The sequence below is a fragment of the Paraburkholderia panacisoli genome, from assembly GCF_008369935.1.
Classification (GTDB): Bacteria; Pseudomonadota; Gammaproteobacteria; order Burkholderiales; family Burkholderiaceae; genus Paraburkholderia; species Paraburkholderia panacisoli.
Genome location: NZ_VTUZ01000017.1, coordinates 112,294 through 128,864, shown reverse-complemented (window position 1 = coordinate 128,864; position 16,571 = coordinate 112,294). Strand labels below are relative to the sequence as shown.

Annotated in this window: 12 protein-coding genes and 1 pseudogene; 6 read left to right on the top strand and 7 right to left on the bottom strand. The window is 64.6% G+C overall.

Annotation, left to right across the window (positions count from 1 at the left end; genetic code table 11):
* Positions 1-26: 26 nt before the first annotated feature.
* Positions 27-263, top strand: a complete 237-nt coding sequence (locus FVF58_RS24780) for a hypothetical protein (RefSeq protein ID WP_149672467.1) — start codon at positions 27-29, stop codon at positions 261-263.
* Positions 264-691: 428 nt separating this feature from the next.
* Entirely contained in the window at positions 692-1,513 is an 822-nt protein-coding gene (locus FVF58_RS24775) for an alpha/beta fold hydrolase (protein ID WP_149672466.1), read from the top strand.
* 161 nt (positions 1,514-1,674) lie between these two features.
* On the opposite strand, the gene FVF58_RS24770 is transcribed toward FVF58_RS24775, so the two are convergent.
* A complete protein-coding gene (locus tag FVF58_RS24770) occupies positions 1,675-2,214 on the bottom strand; it encodes a DUF2867 domain-containing protein (protein ID WP_149672465.1) in 540 nt (179 codons plus the stop codon).
* A gap of 419 nt (positions 2,215-2,633) precedes the next feature.
* Here FVF58_RS24770 and FVF58_RS24765 point away from each other — a divergent pair, with 419 nt between their 5' ends.
* Together FVF58_RS24765 and FVF58_RS24760 are read left to right on the top strand one after the other, a co-directional pair.
* Positions 2,634-3,470: an NAD-dependent epimerase/dehydratase family protein gene (locus FVF58_RS24765; RefSeq protein ID WP_149672464.1), complete on the top strand. Its 837-nt coding sequence runs from the start codon at positions 2,634-2,636 to the stop codon at positions 3,468-3,470.
* 27 nt (positions 3,471-3,497) lie between these two features.
* On the top strand, positions 3,498-4,799 hold the full coding sequence (locus tag FVF58_RS24760; protein WP_149672463.1) for an MFS transporter: 1,302 nt from the start codon (positions 3,498-3,500) through the stop codon (positions 4,797-4,799).
* 436 nt (positions 4,800-5,235) lie between these two features.
* Here FVF58_RS24760 and FVF58_RS24755 read toward each other — a convergent pair whose 3' ends face one another.
* The 3 genes and pseudogenes from FVF58_RS24755 to garL all read right to left on the bottom strand — a co-directional run bounded on the left by FVF58_RS24755 (position 5,236) and on the right by garL (position 9,262).
* A complete protein-coding gene (locus FVF58_RS24755) occupies positions 5,236-7,263 on the bottom strand; it encodes a glycoside hydrolase family 28 protein (RefSeq protein WP_149672462.1) in 2,028 nt (675 codons plus the stop codon).
* 238 nt (positions 7,264-7,501) lie between these two features.
* Positions 7,502-8,431 (bottom strand): annotated as a pseudogene (locus FVF58_RS24750) (2-hydroxy-3-oxopropionate reductase); the annotation flags it as partial.
* A 30-nt stretch (positions 8,432-8,461) separates the two neighbouring features.
* Complete coding sequence (garL, locus tag FVF58_RS24745; RefSeq protein WP_149672460.1) at positions 8,462-9,262, bottom strand: 2-dehydro-3-deoxyglucarate aldolase; 801 nt, start codon at positions 9,260-9,262, stop codon at positions 8,462-8,464.
* 223 nt (positions 9,263-9,485) lie between these two features.
* Here garL and FVF58_RS24740 point away from each other — a divergent pair, with 223 nt between their 5' ends.
* A complete protein-coding gene (locus tag FVF58_RS24740) occupies positions 9,486-11,069 on the top strand; it encodes an aldehyde dehydrogenase (NADP(+)) (protein ID WP_149672459.1) in 1,584 nt (527 codons plus the stop codon).
* Between the two features lie 147 nt (positions 11,070-11,216).
* Here the strand turns inward: FVF58_RS24740 and FVF58_RS24735 are convergent, their stop codons facing one another.
* From FVF58_RS24735 to kdgD, 3 genes are all read right to left on the bottom strand, one after another.
* A complete protein-coding gene (locus FVF58_RS24735; RefSeq protein ID WP_149672458.1) occupies positions 11,217-11,960 on the bottom strand; it encodes a FadR/GntR family transcriptional regulator in 744 nt (247 codons plus the stop codon).
* 198 nt (positions 11,961-12,158) lie between these two features.
* Positions 12,159-13,517: an MFS transporter gene (locus FVF58_RS24730; RefSeq protein ID WP_149672457.1), complete on the bottom strand. Its 1,359-nt coding sequence runs from the start codon at positions 13,515-13,517 to the stop codon at positions 12,159-12,161.
* 292 nt (positions 13,518-13,809) lie between these two features.
* Entirely contained in the window at positions 13,810-14,727 is a 918-nt protein-coding gene (gene kdgD, locus FVF58_RS24725) for a 5-dehydro-4-deoxyglucarate dehydratase (protein ID WP_149672456.1), read from the bottom strand.
* Between the two features lie 223 nt (positions 14,728-14,950).
* On the opposite strand from kdgD, the gene garD reads away from it, so the two are divergent.
* Positions 14,951-16,540 carry a galactarate dehydratase gene (gene garD / locus FVF58_RS24720; protein WP_149672455.1) on the top strand — a complete coding sequence of 530 codons (1,590 nt, stop codon included), beginning with the start codon at positions 14,951-14,953 and terminating at the stop codon, positions 16,538-16,540.
* Positions 16,541-16,571: the final 31 nt, after the last annotated feature.

Genomic DNA, 16,571 nt, shown 5'->3' with positions numbered 1-16,571 from the left:
GGGAGCAGATGGCGCAAGCGTAGGCGATGGCCGGGCTTTTTGCTGCGCCGCGACGTGCGTCAAAAAACCACCTTGTTTTGCGCGAATGTTGCGTTTTTCTGGCGCAAGCCATTGATGTTTATCAAGTTTTTATGATCGGCTTGCGGGGTGCGTCAGGTCTGCCCGCGCTGAAACTGCGTCAATCGACCGCTCTGCAGCAATGCAACTCGCCGCGCTTCATCACGTGCGGGCACGCGGTCCGCAGCGAGGCTGCATGCCTGTGAGTCGCCTGAGTTCGACATGTCGGGCGCGGCCGGTTGGCGCGGCCGCGCCGCAGGCGGGTCTGCGTTCGTCGTCAGCCGACAATCCGTCCATCCGAACGGACTTTCGCCCGCGCGTCAGCTAGCTATCCGATGAGTTAGCCTCTACCATGCACGAAGCCAGCGGGCGGTGTTGCCGGGCGGATTCACGCTCGAGCGGCACATACGCCACGTAGCCATCAAGTTGTTATTCCCCGTTATTCGTTTCGAATAGTCATGCCGGCGCGCCCGTGAGCAAACCTGCGGCGCGCGTCGCGAATCCCGTCATGAAAATGCAGCGCAAGTTGGGCCGTGCCTGATCGGGCGTCCCGTCATGCGCCGCGCGTATGTTCGAGAGTCACGCTTCATCCACCTGCCGGCGACGGCAGACTTCATCCATAAGGAGTCAGCAGATGAGCACGATCAAGACGAAAGACGGTACGGCAATTTTCTACAAGGACTGGGGCAAAGGGCGCCCGGTCGTGTTCTCGCACGGCTGGCCGTTGACCGCGGACGCGTGGGATGCGCAGATGCTGTTTCTCGGCAGCAAGGGCTTTCGCGTGATCGCGCATGACCGGCGCGGTCATGGCCGGTCCGAGCAACCGTGGGACGGCAACGACATGGACACCTATGCCGACGATCTCGCCGCGCTGATCGAACATCTCGATCTGAAGGACGCCACGCTGGTCGGCCATTCGACCGGCGGTGGGGAAGTGGCGCACTACATCGGCCGGCATGGCACGCAGCGCGTCGCGAAGGCCGTGCTGATCGGCGCGGTGCCACCGCTGATGCTGAAGACCGACAGCAATCCGAACGGCACGCCAATCGACGTGTTCGACGGAATCCGCAAGGGTGTGGTCGACGATCGCTCGCAGTTCTTCAAGGACCTGGCGATGCCGTTCTACGGCTACAACCGGCCGGACGCGAAGGTGTCGCAAGGCGTGATCGATTCGTTCTGGCGACAGGGCATGGCCGGCTCGATCAAGGGGCTGTACGACTGCATCAAGCAGTTCTCCGAAGTTGACTACACGGAAGATCTGAAGAAGATCGATGTGCCCACCCTGGTGTTGCACGGCGACGATGACCAGATCGTGCCGATCGACGCGGCGGGCCGTCAGACCGCGAAAATCGTGAAGAACGCGACGCTGAAGGTCTATCCGGGCGGCCAGCACGGCATGTGCACCGTCGAGGCCGACAAGGTGAATGCGGATCTGCTGGAGTTTATCGGCTCATGATGGGGTGAGGCGGGCCGGCCCGCGTGCAGGCGCGAGTGAGGCGGGCGGGTGCGGACGGGCGGTGATGGCCGCGCCTGCGTTTGGCCGGCTCCAAACCTCGCGCGTCATGGTCCGCGCAGCACAGCGCGCGCCTGCGCGCGCTCACCCGATACTCTTGCCGCTCACGCAGTCGGCCAGCCGACGCGCGCCGCTCGCCGCAATGTCGAGCGCACCACCAGCCGGTGGAACGGCGCGATCGCGAGAATATAAAAACGCCCGAGCCTGTTGTGGCAATGCACGACAGTCGACAGCACCAGATAGCGCGAACGGCCGTCGCGCGTATCACGGGTTTGCTGCAGCACCGACACCCGGAAGTCCAGATGACTGTCGTTCTCGCCGAGAATGATTTCGTGCGCGCTGCGCGTAAAGATCCTGAAGAAGTCGACGCGCTCACGCGAGCCGCCCGAACCCTCCGTGCGCAACTGCTTTGCCGTCTTGAGCCCGAAGCGCGCGACGAGCGCATCGCGCAGTCCCATCAATTTCGCCACCCAGCCCGCCTGATGCGCGAACAGAAAGCGCGCCAGCAATTCCGGGTCGTCGATCGCGTTGTCGGGCAGTCGGACCGCATACGCGTCGGCGAGATCCGGCGCGTTGTACAGCCTGGCGACGGCGGATTCGGTCGGCAGGGCGACGGCTTGCACGGAGCGGTTGGCGTTGGGCATCGTGAGGTGCTGTACTGGAAATGAAGCGGGCTCCAAGGATGCGCGCGGCGACCACGGCGGCGACGGCGGCGTAGCGGATTCACGCGTGCATAAGCGGGACAAGTCTACGCGTGCTTGCGGGCGATCGCCGCGGATGGGATCGGCGCGGTACGCGGATGACGGCATCGCGAGCCAAAACTTTAGCTTTTAGTCATATGACATCGCATAAACAGAACCGTCCTATGTGCTTGTTTGGCAAGGAAAAGCGTTTTTCATCGCTTGTGAACCAAGGGTAAATGCCGAGTTGAAATCCGCTTTCGCATCGTTGATAGTACGTTATCGTACAACTAACGCGGGTTATGCAGGCGCCATCCGCCTTCGCTCGACCGCTAGCTGTACCCCCAGTTCGATTGCGCGCGGCGCAGTAAAGGAACCCCCTTATGAAAAAGATTGCCCTGAGTGGCGCAGGCGGCCAACTCGGCTCCGTCGTGCGCGCTGCAATGATTGCGCGCGGCACGCCGCTGCGTTCGGCGGCCGGCTCGAAAGCCCTGACGCCTCTCGTCGAAGGCGAGGATGTGATGCACGGCGACCTGCGCGATCCGGCGGTCGTCGATCGTCTGCTCGAAGGCGTGGACGTGCTGATCCACTTCGCGGGAACGAGCGTCGAGCGCCCGCTGCCCGAAATCATCGAGAACAATCTGCGCGGGCTGGTCGAGGTGTACGAGGGCGCGCGCCGGCAAGGCGTGAAGCGCATCGTGTTCGCCAGCTCGAATCACGCGATCGGCATGTATCCGGTCACCGAGCGGCTCAGTCTCGACTGTGAACTGCGCCCGGACGGCTTCTACGGCCTGAGCAAGGTGTGGGGCGAAGCACTCGCGCGCATGTATTGGGACAAGCACGGCATCGAGAGCGTGTGCGTGCGCATCGGCAGCTGCCTCGAACGGCCGAGCGAGCCGCGCCACCTGAGCACGTGGTTCGGTCATCGTGACCTGATGCACTTCCTCGACCGCTGCGTCGAAGCCGAAAACGTCGGCTTCCTGACTATCTGGGGCGTGTCGGCCAACACGCGCAGCTGGTGGGACAACAGCGGCGCCGAACGTCTGGGTTATCAGCCGACCCAGAATTCCGAAGACTACGCCGAGGAGATTCTGGCGCGGCCGAATCCGCTCGACGCGTTGGGTCAACGCTTCCAGGGCGGCAGCTTTGTCGGTATCGACTATTCGCGCGACGACGCAGGTGTGCACGGTTCGGCGGCGCAAGCGGCACGGCCGCTCTGACCGGCGCGGCATTACGAGGAGACAGTCATGAGAGTCAAGGGAATCCGCTGGTGGATGGTCAGTCTGGTCGCGGCCGGGCTCATCATCAATTACCTCGCGCGCAACACGCTGTCGGTCGCCGCGCCGACGTTGATGAAGGACCTCAACATCACCACCGAGCAGTACTCGCATGTGGTCGTCGCGTGGCAGCTGTGCTATGCGTTCATGCAGCCGGTCGCGGGCTTCGTGCTCGACACCGTCGGTACCAAGATCGGCTTCGCGGCGTTCGCGCTCGCCTGGTCGCTGGCGTGCGCGGCGGCCGCGTGGGCCACAGGCTGGCGCAGCCTCGCATTTTTCCGCGGTTTGCTCGGGCTGGCTGAAGCGGCGGGCATTCCGGCCGGCGTGAAGGCGACGAGCGAATGGTTTCCGGCCAAGGAACGCTCGGTGGCGATTGGCTGGTTCAACATCGGCTCGTCGATCGGCGCGTTGCTGGCGCCGCCGCTGGTGGTCTGGGCGCTGTTGCGCGGGCAGTGGCAACTGGCGTTCGTGATCGTCGGCGTCGCGGGGATCGTGTGGAGCGTGCTGTGGATGGTGCTGTACAAGCATCCGCGCAAGCAGAAGCTGCTGGGCGAGCAGGAGCGCGAGTACATCCTGAGCGGGCAGGAAGCAAAGCATAGCGACGCGGGCGCACCGAAGCGCAGCTGGCGCGCGATGCTGGTGAGCCGCGACTTCTGGGCGATCGGTATTCCGCGCATTCTGTCCGAGCCGGCCTGGCAGACGTTCAACGCGTGGATTCCGCTCTACATGATGACCGAGCGTCACATGAACCTGAAGGAAGTCGCGCTGTTTGCATGGATGCCGTTCCTGGCCGCCGACATCGGCTGCGTGCTCGGCGGCTATTTGAGCCCGCTGTTCCACAAGTATGCGAAGGTCTCGCTGTTCACGTCGCGCAAGATGGTGTTCGTGGTCGGCGCGCTGTTCATGATCGGACCGGCGTGCGTCGGCCTGGTGGCGAGTCCTTACATGGCGGTGGCGTTGCTGTGCGTCGGCGGTTTTGCGCACCAGACGCTGTCGGGTGCGTTGTACGCGATCACGTCCGATATGTTCGGCAAGAACGAAGTCGCCACGGCGACGGGCATGGGCGGCATGGCCGGCTATCTCGGTGCAGCGGCGTTCACGGCACTGTTCGGTGTGCTGGTTACTCAGATCGGTTACAGCCCGCTGTTCGTCGTGCTGGCCGTATTCGATCTGATCGCCGCTGCCGTGGTGTGCCTGCTGGCGAAAAATCCCGGCAAGATGCCCGAGCCGACGTGGACGGCAACGGGTACGGCTGCTGCTGGGGCGAAGTAAGCGAGGGTGGGTCCGCTCGGCTTGATCGAGCAGAGTGGTGCCCGGTCCTGCCAGAGATTGAAACCTATATAGTGGTAAAAAACGCCCGATGCTCTTCATCGGGCGTTCTGCATTTTAATGGCTGATGCGGACGTTTCTGGTTTTAGATCTGCACTGACTGACCATGAACCACGCTCATAACTAGAAACGCCTTCGCGCGATTGTTCCCGGACCAAAAGTTGTCTTTTGAATTGCCAGGCCGGTGCTCCGACAAACGGGCACCATCTAAGCATCGCGGCGCTTCACGGTAACTACGTCGCTTTTCCGTTGTTGCTTTTGTCGAGTCAGATTCGCGACTTAGTGCGGCTCGATGCAGCCCGCTGCATACCGACTCCCGCGCAAAAGAAAGCGGGGCGAAGGACAATGCCCTTCGCCCCGCCGTGTCCCCGCTTTCCGCTTACCGCTTATCGACGACCGTCGTGTTGTAGGTCGTCGAGCCGATCACGACGTTGTTCAACGTGATGCCGTTGACGTTGTACGCATAGATCGGCCCAGGCGTGCTCGCACTAGCCGGTCCGGCGCACACGGCGGTGCCCAGATTGCAGTTCGAGATCGTCACGCCGGTGATCGGCGGCACGGTCGGCGCCGGAGTGGGGCCGTTGTAGTCGAAAGCGACCGGCCCCTGTGCGACGATCGCCTGGAAGCACGAGCCCGTCGCGCCGTTGACCGTCACGTTGCTTGCCTGCACGTTCGAGATGTTGACGTTCTGCACCACCGCCGGACGAGTCCTGATCGCGTCGTTGGCCGGTTGGTAGTCGCAGTCGAACGTGATCAGGCCGCCCTGGGCCGCCGACGGGTTGGCCGCCGTCGCCGTGACCACGCCGAGCGGCACGGTGCCGTTGATCGGGCTGCCGCTCAGCAACGCGCTGCCGTAGCCCGCGCCTTTCAGGCTCACGCCGTTGGGCAGCGTGACCGTGTCGACATAGAAGTTCTTCACGAAGCCGCCGCGATTCATATTCGTCTTGATGCGAATCGCGATGTTCAGCGGATTGGTTGCCCAGTTCTGATTGAGCATCTGCAGATTGCGCGCGTAAATGTTCTGCACGCCGCCGCCCATTTCGCTGCCGAGCGTGATGCCGCCGTGGCCGCTATTCATCGTGCAGTTCTGGATCACGTGGTTCTGCGCGGGACCGTATTGCGTGTCGAGATCCTTGCCGGATTTGATCGCGATGCAATCGTCGCCGGTGTTGAAGGTCACGCTGTCGCACAGCACGTTGTCGCACGCGTCCGGATCGAAGCCGTCGTTGTTCGGGCCGATGCTGTTGGTCGTCACGCCGCGGATCACGACGTTCGTGCAATCGGTCGGATGGTGCTGCCAGAACGGCGTGTTGTTGGTGCAGTAGTTCTCCATCAGCACGTTGGTGCAGCCGATGAATTCGACCATGCACGGCCGCAGGTAATGCCCGACACCGAAGATCCGCTTGGCGACCGGCACGCCCGCCTCGGACAGCGCGGGCAGGTAGTTCTGGTCCTCTTGCCACGGCGTGGTCGGGCTGGTCAGTTGGGCGTAGAGCGCAGCGGAAATGCCCGGCGCGGCGGTCTTCAGATCGACGTTGTTCGGATTGAGATAAACCTGCGACGGTGTCGACGAACTCACGCAGCCGTATGCGCCGTTCGACCCCTTGAAGGTCCACCAGCAGGTAGCGGTGTTGCCCGTGCCGGTGAACGGCGTCATGGCCTGACCGTTGAGCACCGAGGTGGCGTCTTCGCCGGTCAGCGCGATGTTGGTCTGGTTGCGCGCGTAGACCGGCGAGCCGAAGTTCAGGCAATCGTTGGCCTGCCAGCGGCTATAGAACAGCTTGCCGTTGGCGCCGCAATCGACCGAACCGTCCTTCGCGTAGTCGGCGGGATTCGGGCTGAAGTAGATCGTGCAGTTCGCGCTGAGGTGGAAGTTCACGTTGCTCAGCAGCACGATCGGTCCGGCGCAGTACCACGTGCCGGACGGCACGACCACGCGGCCGCCGCCCGCCGTGTTGCAGGCCTGGATCGCGGCGAGAAACGCGAGCCGCGAATCGAACGAGCCGGCGCTGTTGGTCTGCGCCGAGCCGGGGCTCGCGAGCGATGCGGCGCCCGTGTACGGATTGGCCGCGGCGACCACGGAGCAGGGCTGCGCGCCGTATTGGGTGACCACGTAATCGCGTGCGGGGAACATCGACTGGGTGATGCCTTTCAGCGACGCGATGATCTGCGTCGCGGCGCCCGAGGTGCCCCAGATCGGGTCCTGCACTACCGGCGGTGAGGCCGGCGCGGGGGCGGCCGGGTCGCTGACCGAGCCGCCGCAGGCGGACAGGCCGCCGAGCAGGGTTGCGCCGGCGGACGTGCCGGCCAGCACGATAAACGCGCGGCGTCCGGCCGAGTGCGGTTCGGTCTGGTTCGGGGTTCTCGATGCGCTCCGCTTGCCGTTATTGTTATGCCGGTTTGTCACGGATGTCTCCTTGCCCTTATTGGGCGTTGTCAGTAATCGTGGGTGCTGCCGGGGACGACGGCCCATCGACGCCGCCTTTCATTAAACTTAGTCATCCTTATTATTTGTAAGGAAAGGCCGGCGACGGCGGTGCCGCTATCATCGGGAAGATGTGTTCAGGCCGCGCGCGCACGTACACGCCGCTGCGTCGGCTCCATCTGCATGGAACGGGCGCAGCGGCGCGCGAACGCGTGCGGCTTTAAGCCGGCTGTTGGCCGATTTCGTGATTGGCGAGCACTTCGAGCGCGCGCACCATCGCGGAGTGATCCCACGCCTTGCCGCCGTGCGCCACGCACGCGTTGAACAGCGCCTGGCAGGTGGCGGTGTTCGGCAGCGAAACGCCGAGCGCTTGCGCGGTGGACAGCGCAAGGTTCAGATCCTTCTGATGCAGCTCGATGCGAAAGCCCGGGTCGAAGGTGCGTTTGGTCATGCGCTCGCCGTGCACTTCGAGAATGCGCGACGACGCGAAGCCGCCCATCAGCGCTTCACGCACGCGCGCCGGATCGACACCGGCCTTGGACGCGAGCAGCAGCGCTTCGCCGACCGCTTCGATCGTCGCGGCGACGATCACCTGATTGGCCACTTTGCACACTTGACCGGCGCCGACCGCGCCGATCAGCGTGACGTTCTTGCCCATCATGTCGAACATCGGCTTGACGCTGTCAAAGGTGGCGGGTTCGCCGCCCACCATGATGGTCAGCGAGCCGGCCTTGGCGCCAACTTCGCCGCCCGAGACCGGCGCGTCCAGATAGTCCGCGCCGCGCTCGCGCACGCGGGCGGCGAACTCGCGCGTGGCCATCGGCGAAATCGAGCTCATGTCGACCACCGTCTGCCCGGCGCGCAGCGCGCTGGCCAGCCCCTGGTCGCCGAACAGCACGCGTTCGACGTCCGGCGTGTCCGGCACCATGATGAAGATCACGTCGGCTTGCGCGGCGACGGCGGCGGGGCTGTCGCACGCGAGCGCGCCGGCCTGGGTGAGTTCGTCGGGCACGCCGCTGCGTGTGAACGCGGCCAGCGCGACACCGTTCTTGAGAAGATTGGCGGCCATGGGCTTGCCCATGATGCCGAGTCCGATAAAGCCTGCTTTTTGCATGGAATGCTCCGAAGATGTCATTGCGGCCGTGTTTGCGGCTGACTGACGCCTGGTTTGGACCCAGGTTCAGCCTTGGCCCGCCGGTTTCTGCATGAAGTGTTTCTGAACCGTCTGCGCGGCGTTTTTCAAGAGGCCCATGTCCGCGCAGACCGCGACGATGCGGCAGCCCATCGCCAGATAGCGTTCTGCGTCGGCCTGCACCGGCGCGAGAATGCCGCTCGATTTGCCGGCCGCCTGCGCGCGCTCGAAAACACGCGCGATCGCCCGTTGTACTTCAGGATGGTTCGGGTTGCCGAGATGGCCGTAGCCGGCCGCGAGATCCGACGGGCCGACGAAGACCGCGTCGACGCCGTCCACCGCGAGAATCTCGTCGATCGAGTCGACCGCCTTGCGGCTTTCGATCTGCACGATTACGCAAACGTTGTCGTTGGCTTGCTCGAAGTAGTCGCCCACGGTCGCAAAGCGGTTGCCGCGATGGCTCACCGACACGCCGCGAATGCCCTGCGGCGGGTAGCGCGTCGCGGCGACCGCGCGGGCCGCGTCTTCACCGCTTTCGATGAACGGCACGAGGAAATTTGAGAAGCCGCTATCGAGCAGCCGTTTGATGAACACGCTGTCGTTGGCCGGCGGCCGTACGACCGGCGCGCTCGCGCTGTCCTTGAGCGACATCAGCTGGGGGATCAGCGTGAGCACGTCGTTCGGCGCGTGTTCGGCGTCCAGCAGCATCCAGTCGAAACCGATCACGCCCAGCAGTTCCGTGACGATCGGACTGGCGAGCGACGCCCAGCAGCCAATCTGGGTTTCACCGCCGCGGACGGCGCCGCGAAAGCGGTTGGGTAGGGCCTGGTAAGGCGTGACGGCTGGCATGCGATATCTCCTCGAACGGCAATGGATCGGGCGAGCTGCGGCGACGGCTATGCGCTATGTTATAGGTCGTCGTATGTCTTTTGCCAGATTAGCACCAGGCTCTCTGGTTGTAACGGCCACGTAAACCCGAATTCCCCACCAGACAAGCGTTTCAGGTTGCGTGGAGGGTGCTGGATGTTGTAGGATGACTTATATCTAGGGCGTTCATTCAAGGAAAGCGAAAATGTCTATTACCGGCGAAATGCTGATCGGCCGCCAGGCAGTGCGCGGCGAGGAACAACCACTGCACGCGTTCAATCCCGCCACGGGTTCGGCGATCGCCGAACCGGTTTTCGGCAGCGGCGGCGTCGCCCAGGTCGAGCGGGCGTGCGAGCTGGCGCAGCAGGCGTTCGACCCGTACCGGGCATTGCCGCTCACGGTGCGCGCCGAATTTCTCGAACGCATTGCCGACGGTATCACCGCTTTGGGCGACGCGCTGATCGAGCGTGCGCATCAGGAATCCGGTCTGCCGAAGGCGCGTCTCGAAGGCGAGCGCGGCCGCACGACCGGCCAGCTCAAACTGTTCGCGCAAGTCGTACGCGCAGGCCAATGGCTCGCCGCGACGCTCGACTCGCCGCTGCCGGAGCGCAAGCCGCTGCCGCGCTCGGATCTGCGCATGCAGAAAATCGCGCTCGGCCCGGTCGCGGTGTTCGGCGCCAGCAACTTCCCGCTCGCGTTTTCGGTGGCGGGCGGCGATACGGCCGCGGCACTCGCGGCCGGCTGCCCGGTCGTGGTGAAGGCGCACCGCGCCCACCTCGGCACGTCGGAAATGGTCGGCCGCGTGATTCAGCGTGTCGCGCAGGATATGGACTTGCCTGAAGGCGTGTTCTCGCTGATCGTCGGCGCCGGCAATCTGGTCGGCGAAGCGCTGGTGTCGCATCCGGCGATCAAGGCGGTCGGCTTCACCGGTTCGCGCGCGGGCGGCACGTCGCTGATGCGCGTCGCGGCGGCGCGCGCCGAGCCGATTCCGGTCTACGCGGAGATGAGCAGCATCAACCCCGTGTTCATCCTGCCGAACGCGCTGGCGCAACGCGGCGACGGCATCGCACGCGGTTTCGTCGATTCGCTCGTGCTGGGCGCGGGCCAGTTCTGTACCAACCCGGGCCTCGCGATCGCGATCGACAGCGATGCGCTGAAGGGCTTCGTCGCCACGGCGTCCGAAGCGCTGGGCGGCAAACCGGCCCAGACCATGCTGACCGCCGGCATTCACGCGGCGTATCAGGACGGCGAGAGCAAGCTGACGGCGACCCGAGGCGTCGAAGCGGTGGCGCGCGGCGTTGATGCAACCGGCCCGACGCAGGCGCGCGCGGCGCTGTTCGTGACCGATGCGCAGACGTTCCTCGCGAACCCGGCGCTCGAAGACGAGGTGTTCGGACCGGTGTCGACCATCGTGCGTTGCAAGGATGAGCAGGAACTGCTGGCGGTTGCCGAGCACTTTGCCGGCCAGTTGACCGCGACGCTGCAGATGGACAGCGCCGATATCGCCGCAGCGAAGAAGCTGGTGCCGATTCTCGAGCGCAAAGCCGGTCGCATTCTGGTCAACGGCTTCCCGACGGGCGTCGAGGTGTCGCATGCGATGGTGCACGGCGGCCCGTTCCCGGCTACGTCGGACAGCCGCGCGACGTCGGTCGGCACCACGTCGATCGAGCGCTTCCTGCGCCCGGTGTGCTACCAGGACTTCCCGGCGGATCTGTTGCCGCAAGCGCTGGCCGATGGCAACCCGCTGGATCTGTGGCGTCGTCGCGACGGCGAGATCACGCGCGGTTGAGCCGGTGTTGGGCTCGCGGCCCCGGTAGATCACGGGGCTGCGGGCAGAAGCGGAATAAAAAATGGCCGGGGAGAGTCTCCCCGGCCATTTTTTTGCGTGCTGCGTACGTGCAGCGCGAACTTAAGCGCGACGCTTGCGCTATGTGCTTCAGCTATTCGCGTCGGCGGCCTCGTTTGCGCGCCGCAAGCGTTCGCGACTATTGGACAGATGCATGCGCATGGCCGCGCGCGCGCCTTCCGCGTCATGCCGCGTGATCGCTTCGAGAATGCTTTCGTGTTCGAGATTGACGAGCGACAGATAGGCATCCGGCTCCGCGCGCGCAATGCCCGCCGAGTCGAGCCGGTTGCGCGGAATCAGCGCGCTGCCCATTTGCGTGAGGATGTCGACGAAATAGCGGTTGCCCGTAGCGCGCGCGACCGAGATATGGAACTGCAGGTCGGCGTCGACACTATCCAGCCCGTTGTGGCGGGTGGCTTCGATCGCGTCGAGCGCGGTGCGCATGCGCGCGAGGTCTTCCGGTTTCGCGCGCTGCGCGGCGAGCCCGGCGCACTCCGTTTCGAGGCTGATACGCAGTTCGAGGATGGAAAGCACGTCGCGCAGCGTGGTGGCGGGCACCATGTCGATGCCCAGCTTTTCGCGCTGCGGCTCCAGCACGAAGCTGCCGATGCCGTGCCGCGTCTCGATGACCTTGCCTGCCTGCAGGCGTGAAATCGCTTCGCGGATCACCGTGCGGCTCACGCTCAGCGTGACCATCAGTTGTGATTCGGTCGGCAGTTTGTCGCCCGGCTTCAGCGCATTGCTCGCGATCTGCTCGGTGACGTAATTCACGACGAACTCGGCAAGATTGCGAGCGCGTCGTGGCGGTGCCGCGGATGCCAGTGGTGTAGCCATCGAAAACGCCCCTTGAACCAGATAGTTGCAGATACGCCCTGCGATTCATTATACCGTCGTCTGACGACTGATTATATAAATGCCAGATCATTTTCGGCGCGCGCGCCCTGCATGGCGGAAAAGCGCGCCGTGGGGCGCCAGACGGCGCAAAGACAGTGCTCGTCCCGACGCCCCGGAAGTACGATAACCGCGCCTCGATCAGGCCCGGCGCAGCTCGACCCGTTTGATGTCCTTGACGATCACGAGGTAGCTGAACACCGTGAGCAGCGCGTTCGCGCCGACGAACACCAGCGCGCCGTTGAACGAGCCGGTGCGCGCGACCAGGTAGCCGATCACGATCGGCGTGACGATGCCCGCCACGTTGCCGAACATGTTGAAGATCGCGCCCGACAGGCCGAGCGCTTCCTTCGGCGACGTATCGGCGACGACTGCCCAGCCGAGCGCGCCGATGCCTTTGCCGAAGAACGCGAGCGACATCAGCGCGACCACGATCCAGTCGGTCGACACGTAGTTGCAGCCGATGATGCTCACCGACAGCAGCATCCCGCCGACGATCGGCACCTTGCGCGCCACCGTCAGCGAGCAGCCGCGCCGGATCAGTCCGTCCGACAGCACGCCGCCGAGCACGCCGCCCGAGAAGCCGCAGATCGCCGGCAGCGACGCCACGAGGCCCGCTTGCAGGATCGTCATGCCGCGCGCCTGCACGAGATAGATCGGAAACCAGGTCAGGAAGAAGTAGGTCAGCACGTTGATGCAGTACTGCGCGAGATAGACGCCGAGCAGCATGCGGTTGCCGAGCAGCTGACGCACCAGCGACCAGCCGCCGGCGTTTTCGATCGCGTTCGAGCGCGCATTCTTGTTGCCATTGTGGCCGGTGACGACGCCGCCGCCGTTCTGGATGTACTCCAGTTCGGCGCGCGACACGCGCGGATGGTCGGCGGGATTCTTCATCACCTTCAGCCAGGTGACGGCGAGCGCCAGCCCGATCGCGCCCATCACCACGTAGACCGCCTGCCAGCCGAACGCGTGGGTGAGCCACGCCATCAGCGGCGTGAACACGACCGCGGCGAAATATTGCGCCGCGTTGAAAATGGCCGACGCGGTGCCGCGTTCGTTGGTCGGGAACCAGCTCGCCACCACCTTTGCGTTCGCCGGGAACGCCGGCGATTCCGCCGCGCCCATCGCGAAACGCAGCACGAACAGCGCGGCCACGGCTGCGCCCGCACTGCCGAGCAGGCCGATCGAGCTTTGCAGCAGCGTGAACAGAGACCACAGGAAAATGCTCGCCGCGTACACGCGCCGCGCGCCGAAGCGGTCCAGCAGCCAGCCGGCCGGCAGTTGCGACAGCACGTAGGCCCAGCTGAACGCGGAGAAAATGTAGCCCATGCGGATCGCGTCGAAGCTGAACGCGGTGCGCATCGCCGAGCCGGTCACCGAGAGCGTCGCGCGGTCCGCGTAGTTGAGCGTGGTGATCAGAAAGATCAGCAGCAGGATCGCGTAGCGGACTTTGGTGCGCGTGGCGGCGTCGGCGGGATTCGCCGTGCGGCTCATGTCCATGGTCATCTCCTGAAATTGTTGTGCAAGGGAGCGGGCTCCCTGGCCGGGCGGCGCAATCGAGCGTCGCGGCCTTGGTCGATACGTTTGGCGATCAGGGACGGTGCGGCTTCGCGTGCAGCGTCGCGCGCGGCGGCCCGTTCGCGTGAAGCGGCGGGCGCCGGCATGCAACGCCCGTCGCGCTACAAAAAACGCCCGGCGACGTTGCCGTCCCCGGGCGCTCGTTGCGCGGCCGTCCTTACGGCCTTTTCGCCTGTGTCTGCCGGATGTTCGTCCCGGCAGTTGCGCCGGCGAATTACTGCGGTCCGAGCTTCTTGATGAGCGCGTCGAGCTGTTCCATCTCTTCGCCGGTCAGGTCGGTCAGCGGTGCGCGCACCGGGCCGGCGCTATGGCCGACCAGTTTCGCACCTGCCTTCACGATGCTGACCGCGTAGCCTGCGCGGCGGTTGCGGATCTTCAGGTACGGCAGGAAGAATTCGTCGATCAGCTTGCCGACCGTTGCGTGGTCGTCCGCCGCGATCGCGCGGTAGAAGTCCATCGCGGTCTTCGGAATGAAGTTGAACACCGCCGACGAGTACACCGGCACGCCCAGCGCCTTGTAGGCGGCGGCATAGACTTCCGCGGTCGGCAGGCCGCCGAGGTACGAGAAACGGTCGCCCAGGCGGCGGCGGATCGTCACCATGTTTTCGATCTCGCCCACGCCGTCCTTGAAGCCGATCAGGTTCGGGCAGCGCTCGGCCAGACCTTCGAGCATGTCGGCATTCAGCTTCGAGTTGGCGCGGTTGTAGATGATCACGCCCATGTTCGGCACGGCCTTGCAGACTTCTTCCGCGTGCGCGGCGATGCCTTCCTGGCAAGCTTCCGTCAGGTAGTGCGGCATCAGCAGAATGCCGTTCGCGCCGTGGCGCTCGGCTTCCTTCGCGTAGGCGATCGCGACGCGGGTCGGGCCGCCCGCGCCGGCCAGGATCGGCACCTTGCCTTTGCAGACTTCGGTGGCGGTGCGCACGACCTTCGAATAGTCGTCGTGCGTCAGCGAGAAGAATTCACCCGTGCCGCCGGCGACGAACAGCGCCGAAGCGCCGTACGGTGCGAGCCATTCGAGGCGTTCTGCATACGTGTCGGCGCGGAAGTCGCCTTGTGCGTCAAAGTCGGTAACGGGGAAGGACAGAAGACCTTCCGAAACGATCTGCTTCAGTTCCTGCGGTGTCGTCATGATGAGTATCCGGGCGTCGGTGTGAGTCGATTAGTAGAGATTCAATCGAAATGGAGATTTCTTATACGTCATCGTACAACAACAAAACGGGTAACTCAACGGGGTTTTCGCGGCATAATGCTGGTCATAGGGTAAATACGGAACATCCTTGCCAACTTCCATGTTGTAGGATGACGTATGAATAGCTGGCGCAGCAGGCGTACAAGGCCAAAGGATCGATGCAATGGAACAATCTCCGCTCTACATTCGTGTTCACCCCAATGACAATGTCGCGATCGTCGTCAACGACGGCGGTCTGGGTGAGGGCGCCGTTTTCCCCGACGGTCTGGTGCTGCGCGAGCGCGTGCCGCAAGGCCACAAGGTCGCGCTCGCCGATCTGGCCGAAGGCGACGAGGTCATCCGCTATAACGTGGTGATCGGCTATGCGCTCAAGGCTTTGCCCAAGGGCAGCTGGATCAACGAACACGTGATCCGCATGCCGAACCCGCCGGGACTCGAAGACCTGCCGATCGCCACCGTCAAGGCGCCGGAGATGCCGCCGCTGGAAGGCTACACGTTCGAGGGCTACCGCAATGCGGACGGCTCGGTCGGCTCGCGCAACATTCTCGCAATCACGACCACCGTGCAATGCGTGGCCGACGTGGTCGAGCACGCGGTCACGCGCATCAAGGCCGAGTTGCTGCCGAACTACCCGAATGTCGACGACGTGGTGAGCCTCGGCCACACGTACGGCTGCGGCGTCGCGATCGACGCGCCCGACGCGATGGTGCCGATCCGCACCGTGCGCAACATCGCGCTGAATCCGAACTTCGGCGGCGAAGTGATGATGGTCAGCCTCGGCTGCGAGAAGCTGCAGCCTGAGCGCCTGATGCCGCCGGGCACGATTCCGATCGCGGCGGCCGCGAATGTCGCCGAAGTTGCGGACATCGGCGATGTCGACGGCGACCAGAACGGCGACGTGGTGGTGCTGCAGGACGAGGCGCACGTCGGCTTCCAGTCGATGATCGAATCGATCATGCGAACCGCCGAAGGCCACCTGAAGCGCCTGAACAATCGTCGCCGCGAAACCTGCCCGGCGTCCGATCTGGTGATCGGCGTGCAATGCGGCGGCAGCGACGCGTTCTCCGGACTGACCGCGAACCCCGCCGTGGGCTTCGCGACTGACCTGCTGGTGCGCGCCGGCGCGACGGTCATGTTCTCGGAAGTCACCGAAGTGCGCGACGGCGTCGATCAGCTGACGGCGCGCGCGGCCAATGCGGAGGTCGCCGCGGCGATCATCCGCGAGATGCAGTGGTACGACGACTATCTGAAGCGCGGCGGCGCCGACCGCAGCGCGAACACCACGCCGGGCAACAAGAAGGGCGGCTTGTCGAACATCGTCGAAAAGGCGATGGGCTCGATCATCAAGTCCGGCAATTCGGCGATTTCCGGGGTGCTGTCGCCTGGTGAAAAGGTTCGCCAGAAGGGTTTGATCTACGCGGCCACGCCGGCGAGCGATTTCATCTGCGGCACGCTGCAACTCGCCGCGGGCATCAACCTGCACGTGTTCACCACCGGCCGCGGCACGCCGTATAGCCTCGCCGAAGTGCCCGTCATCAAGGTCGCGACGCGCTCGGATCTGGCGCGCCGCTGGCATGACCTGATGGACATCAACGCCGGCACGATCGCCACCGGCGCGGCGTCGATCGAAGACGTGGGCTGGGAGTTGTTCCGCCTGATGCTCGACGTCGCGAGCGGGCGCAAACAGACCTGCGCGGAAAAGCTCAAGCTGCACAACGCGTTGACGCTGTTCAACCCGGCGCCGGTGACCTGATTCCCGGCGGCGCGGTGGGCCCGTTGCCTCA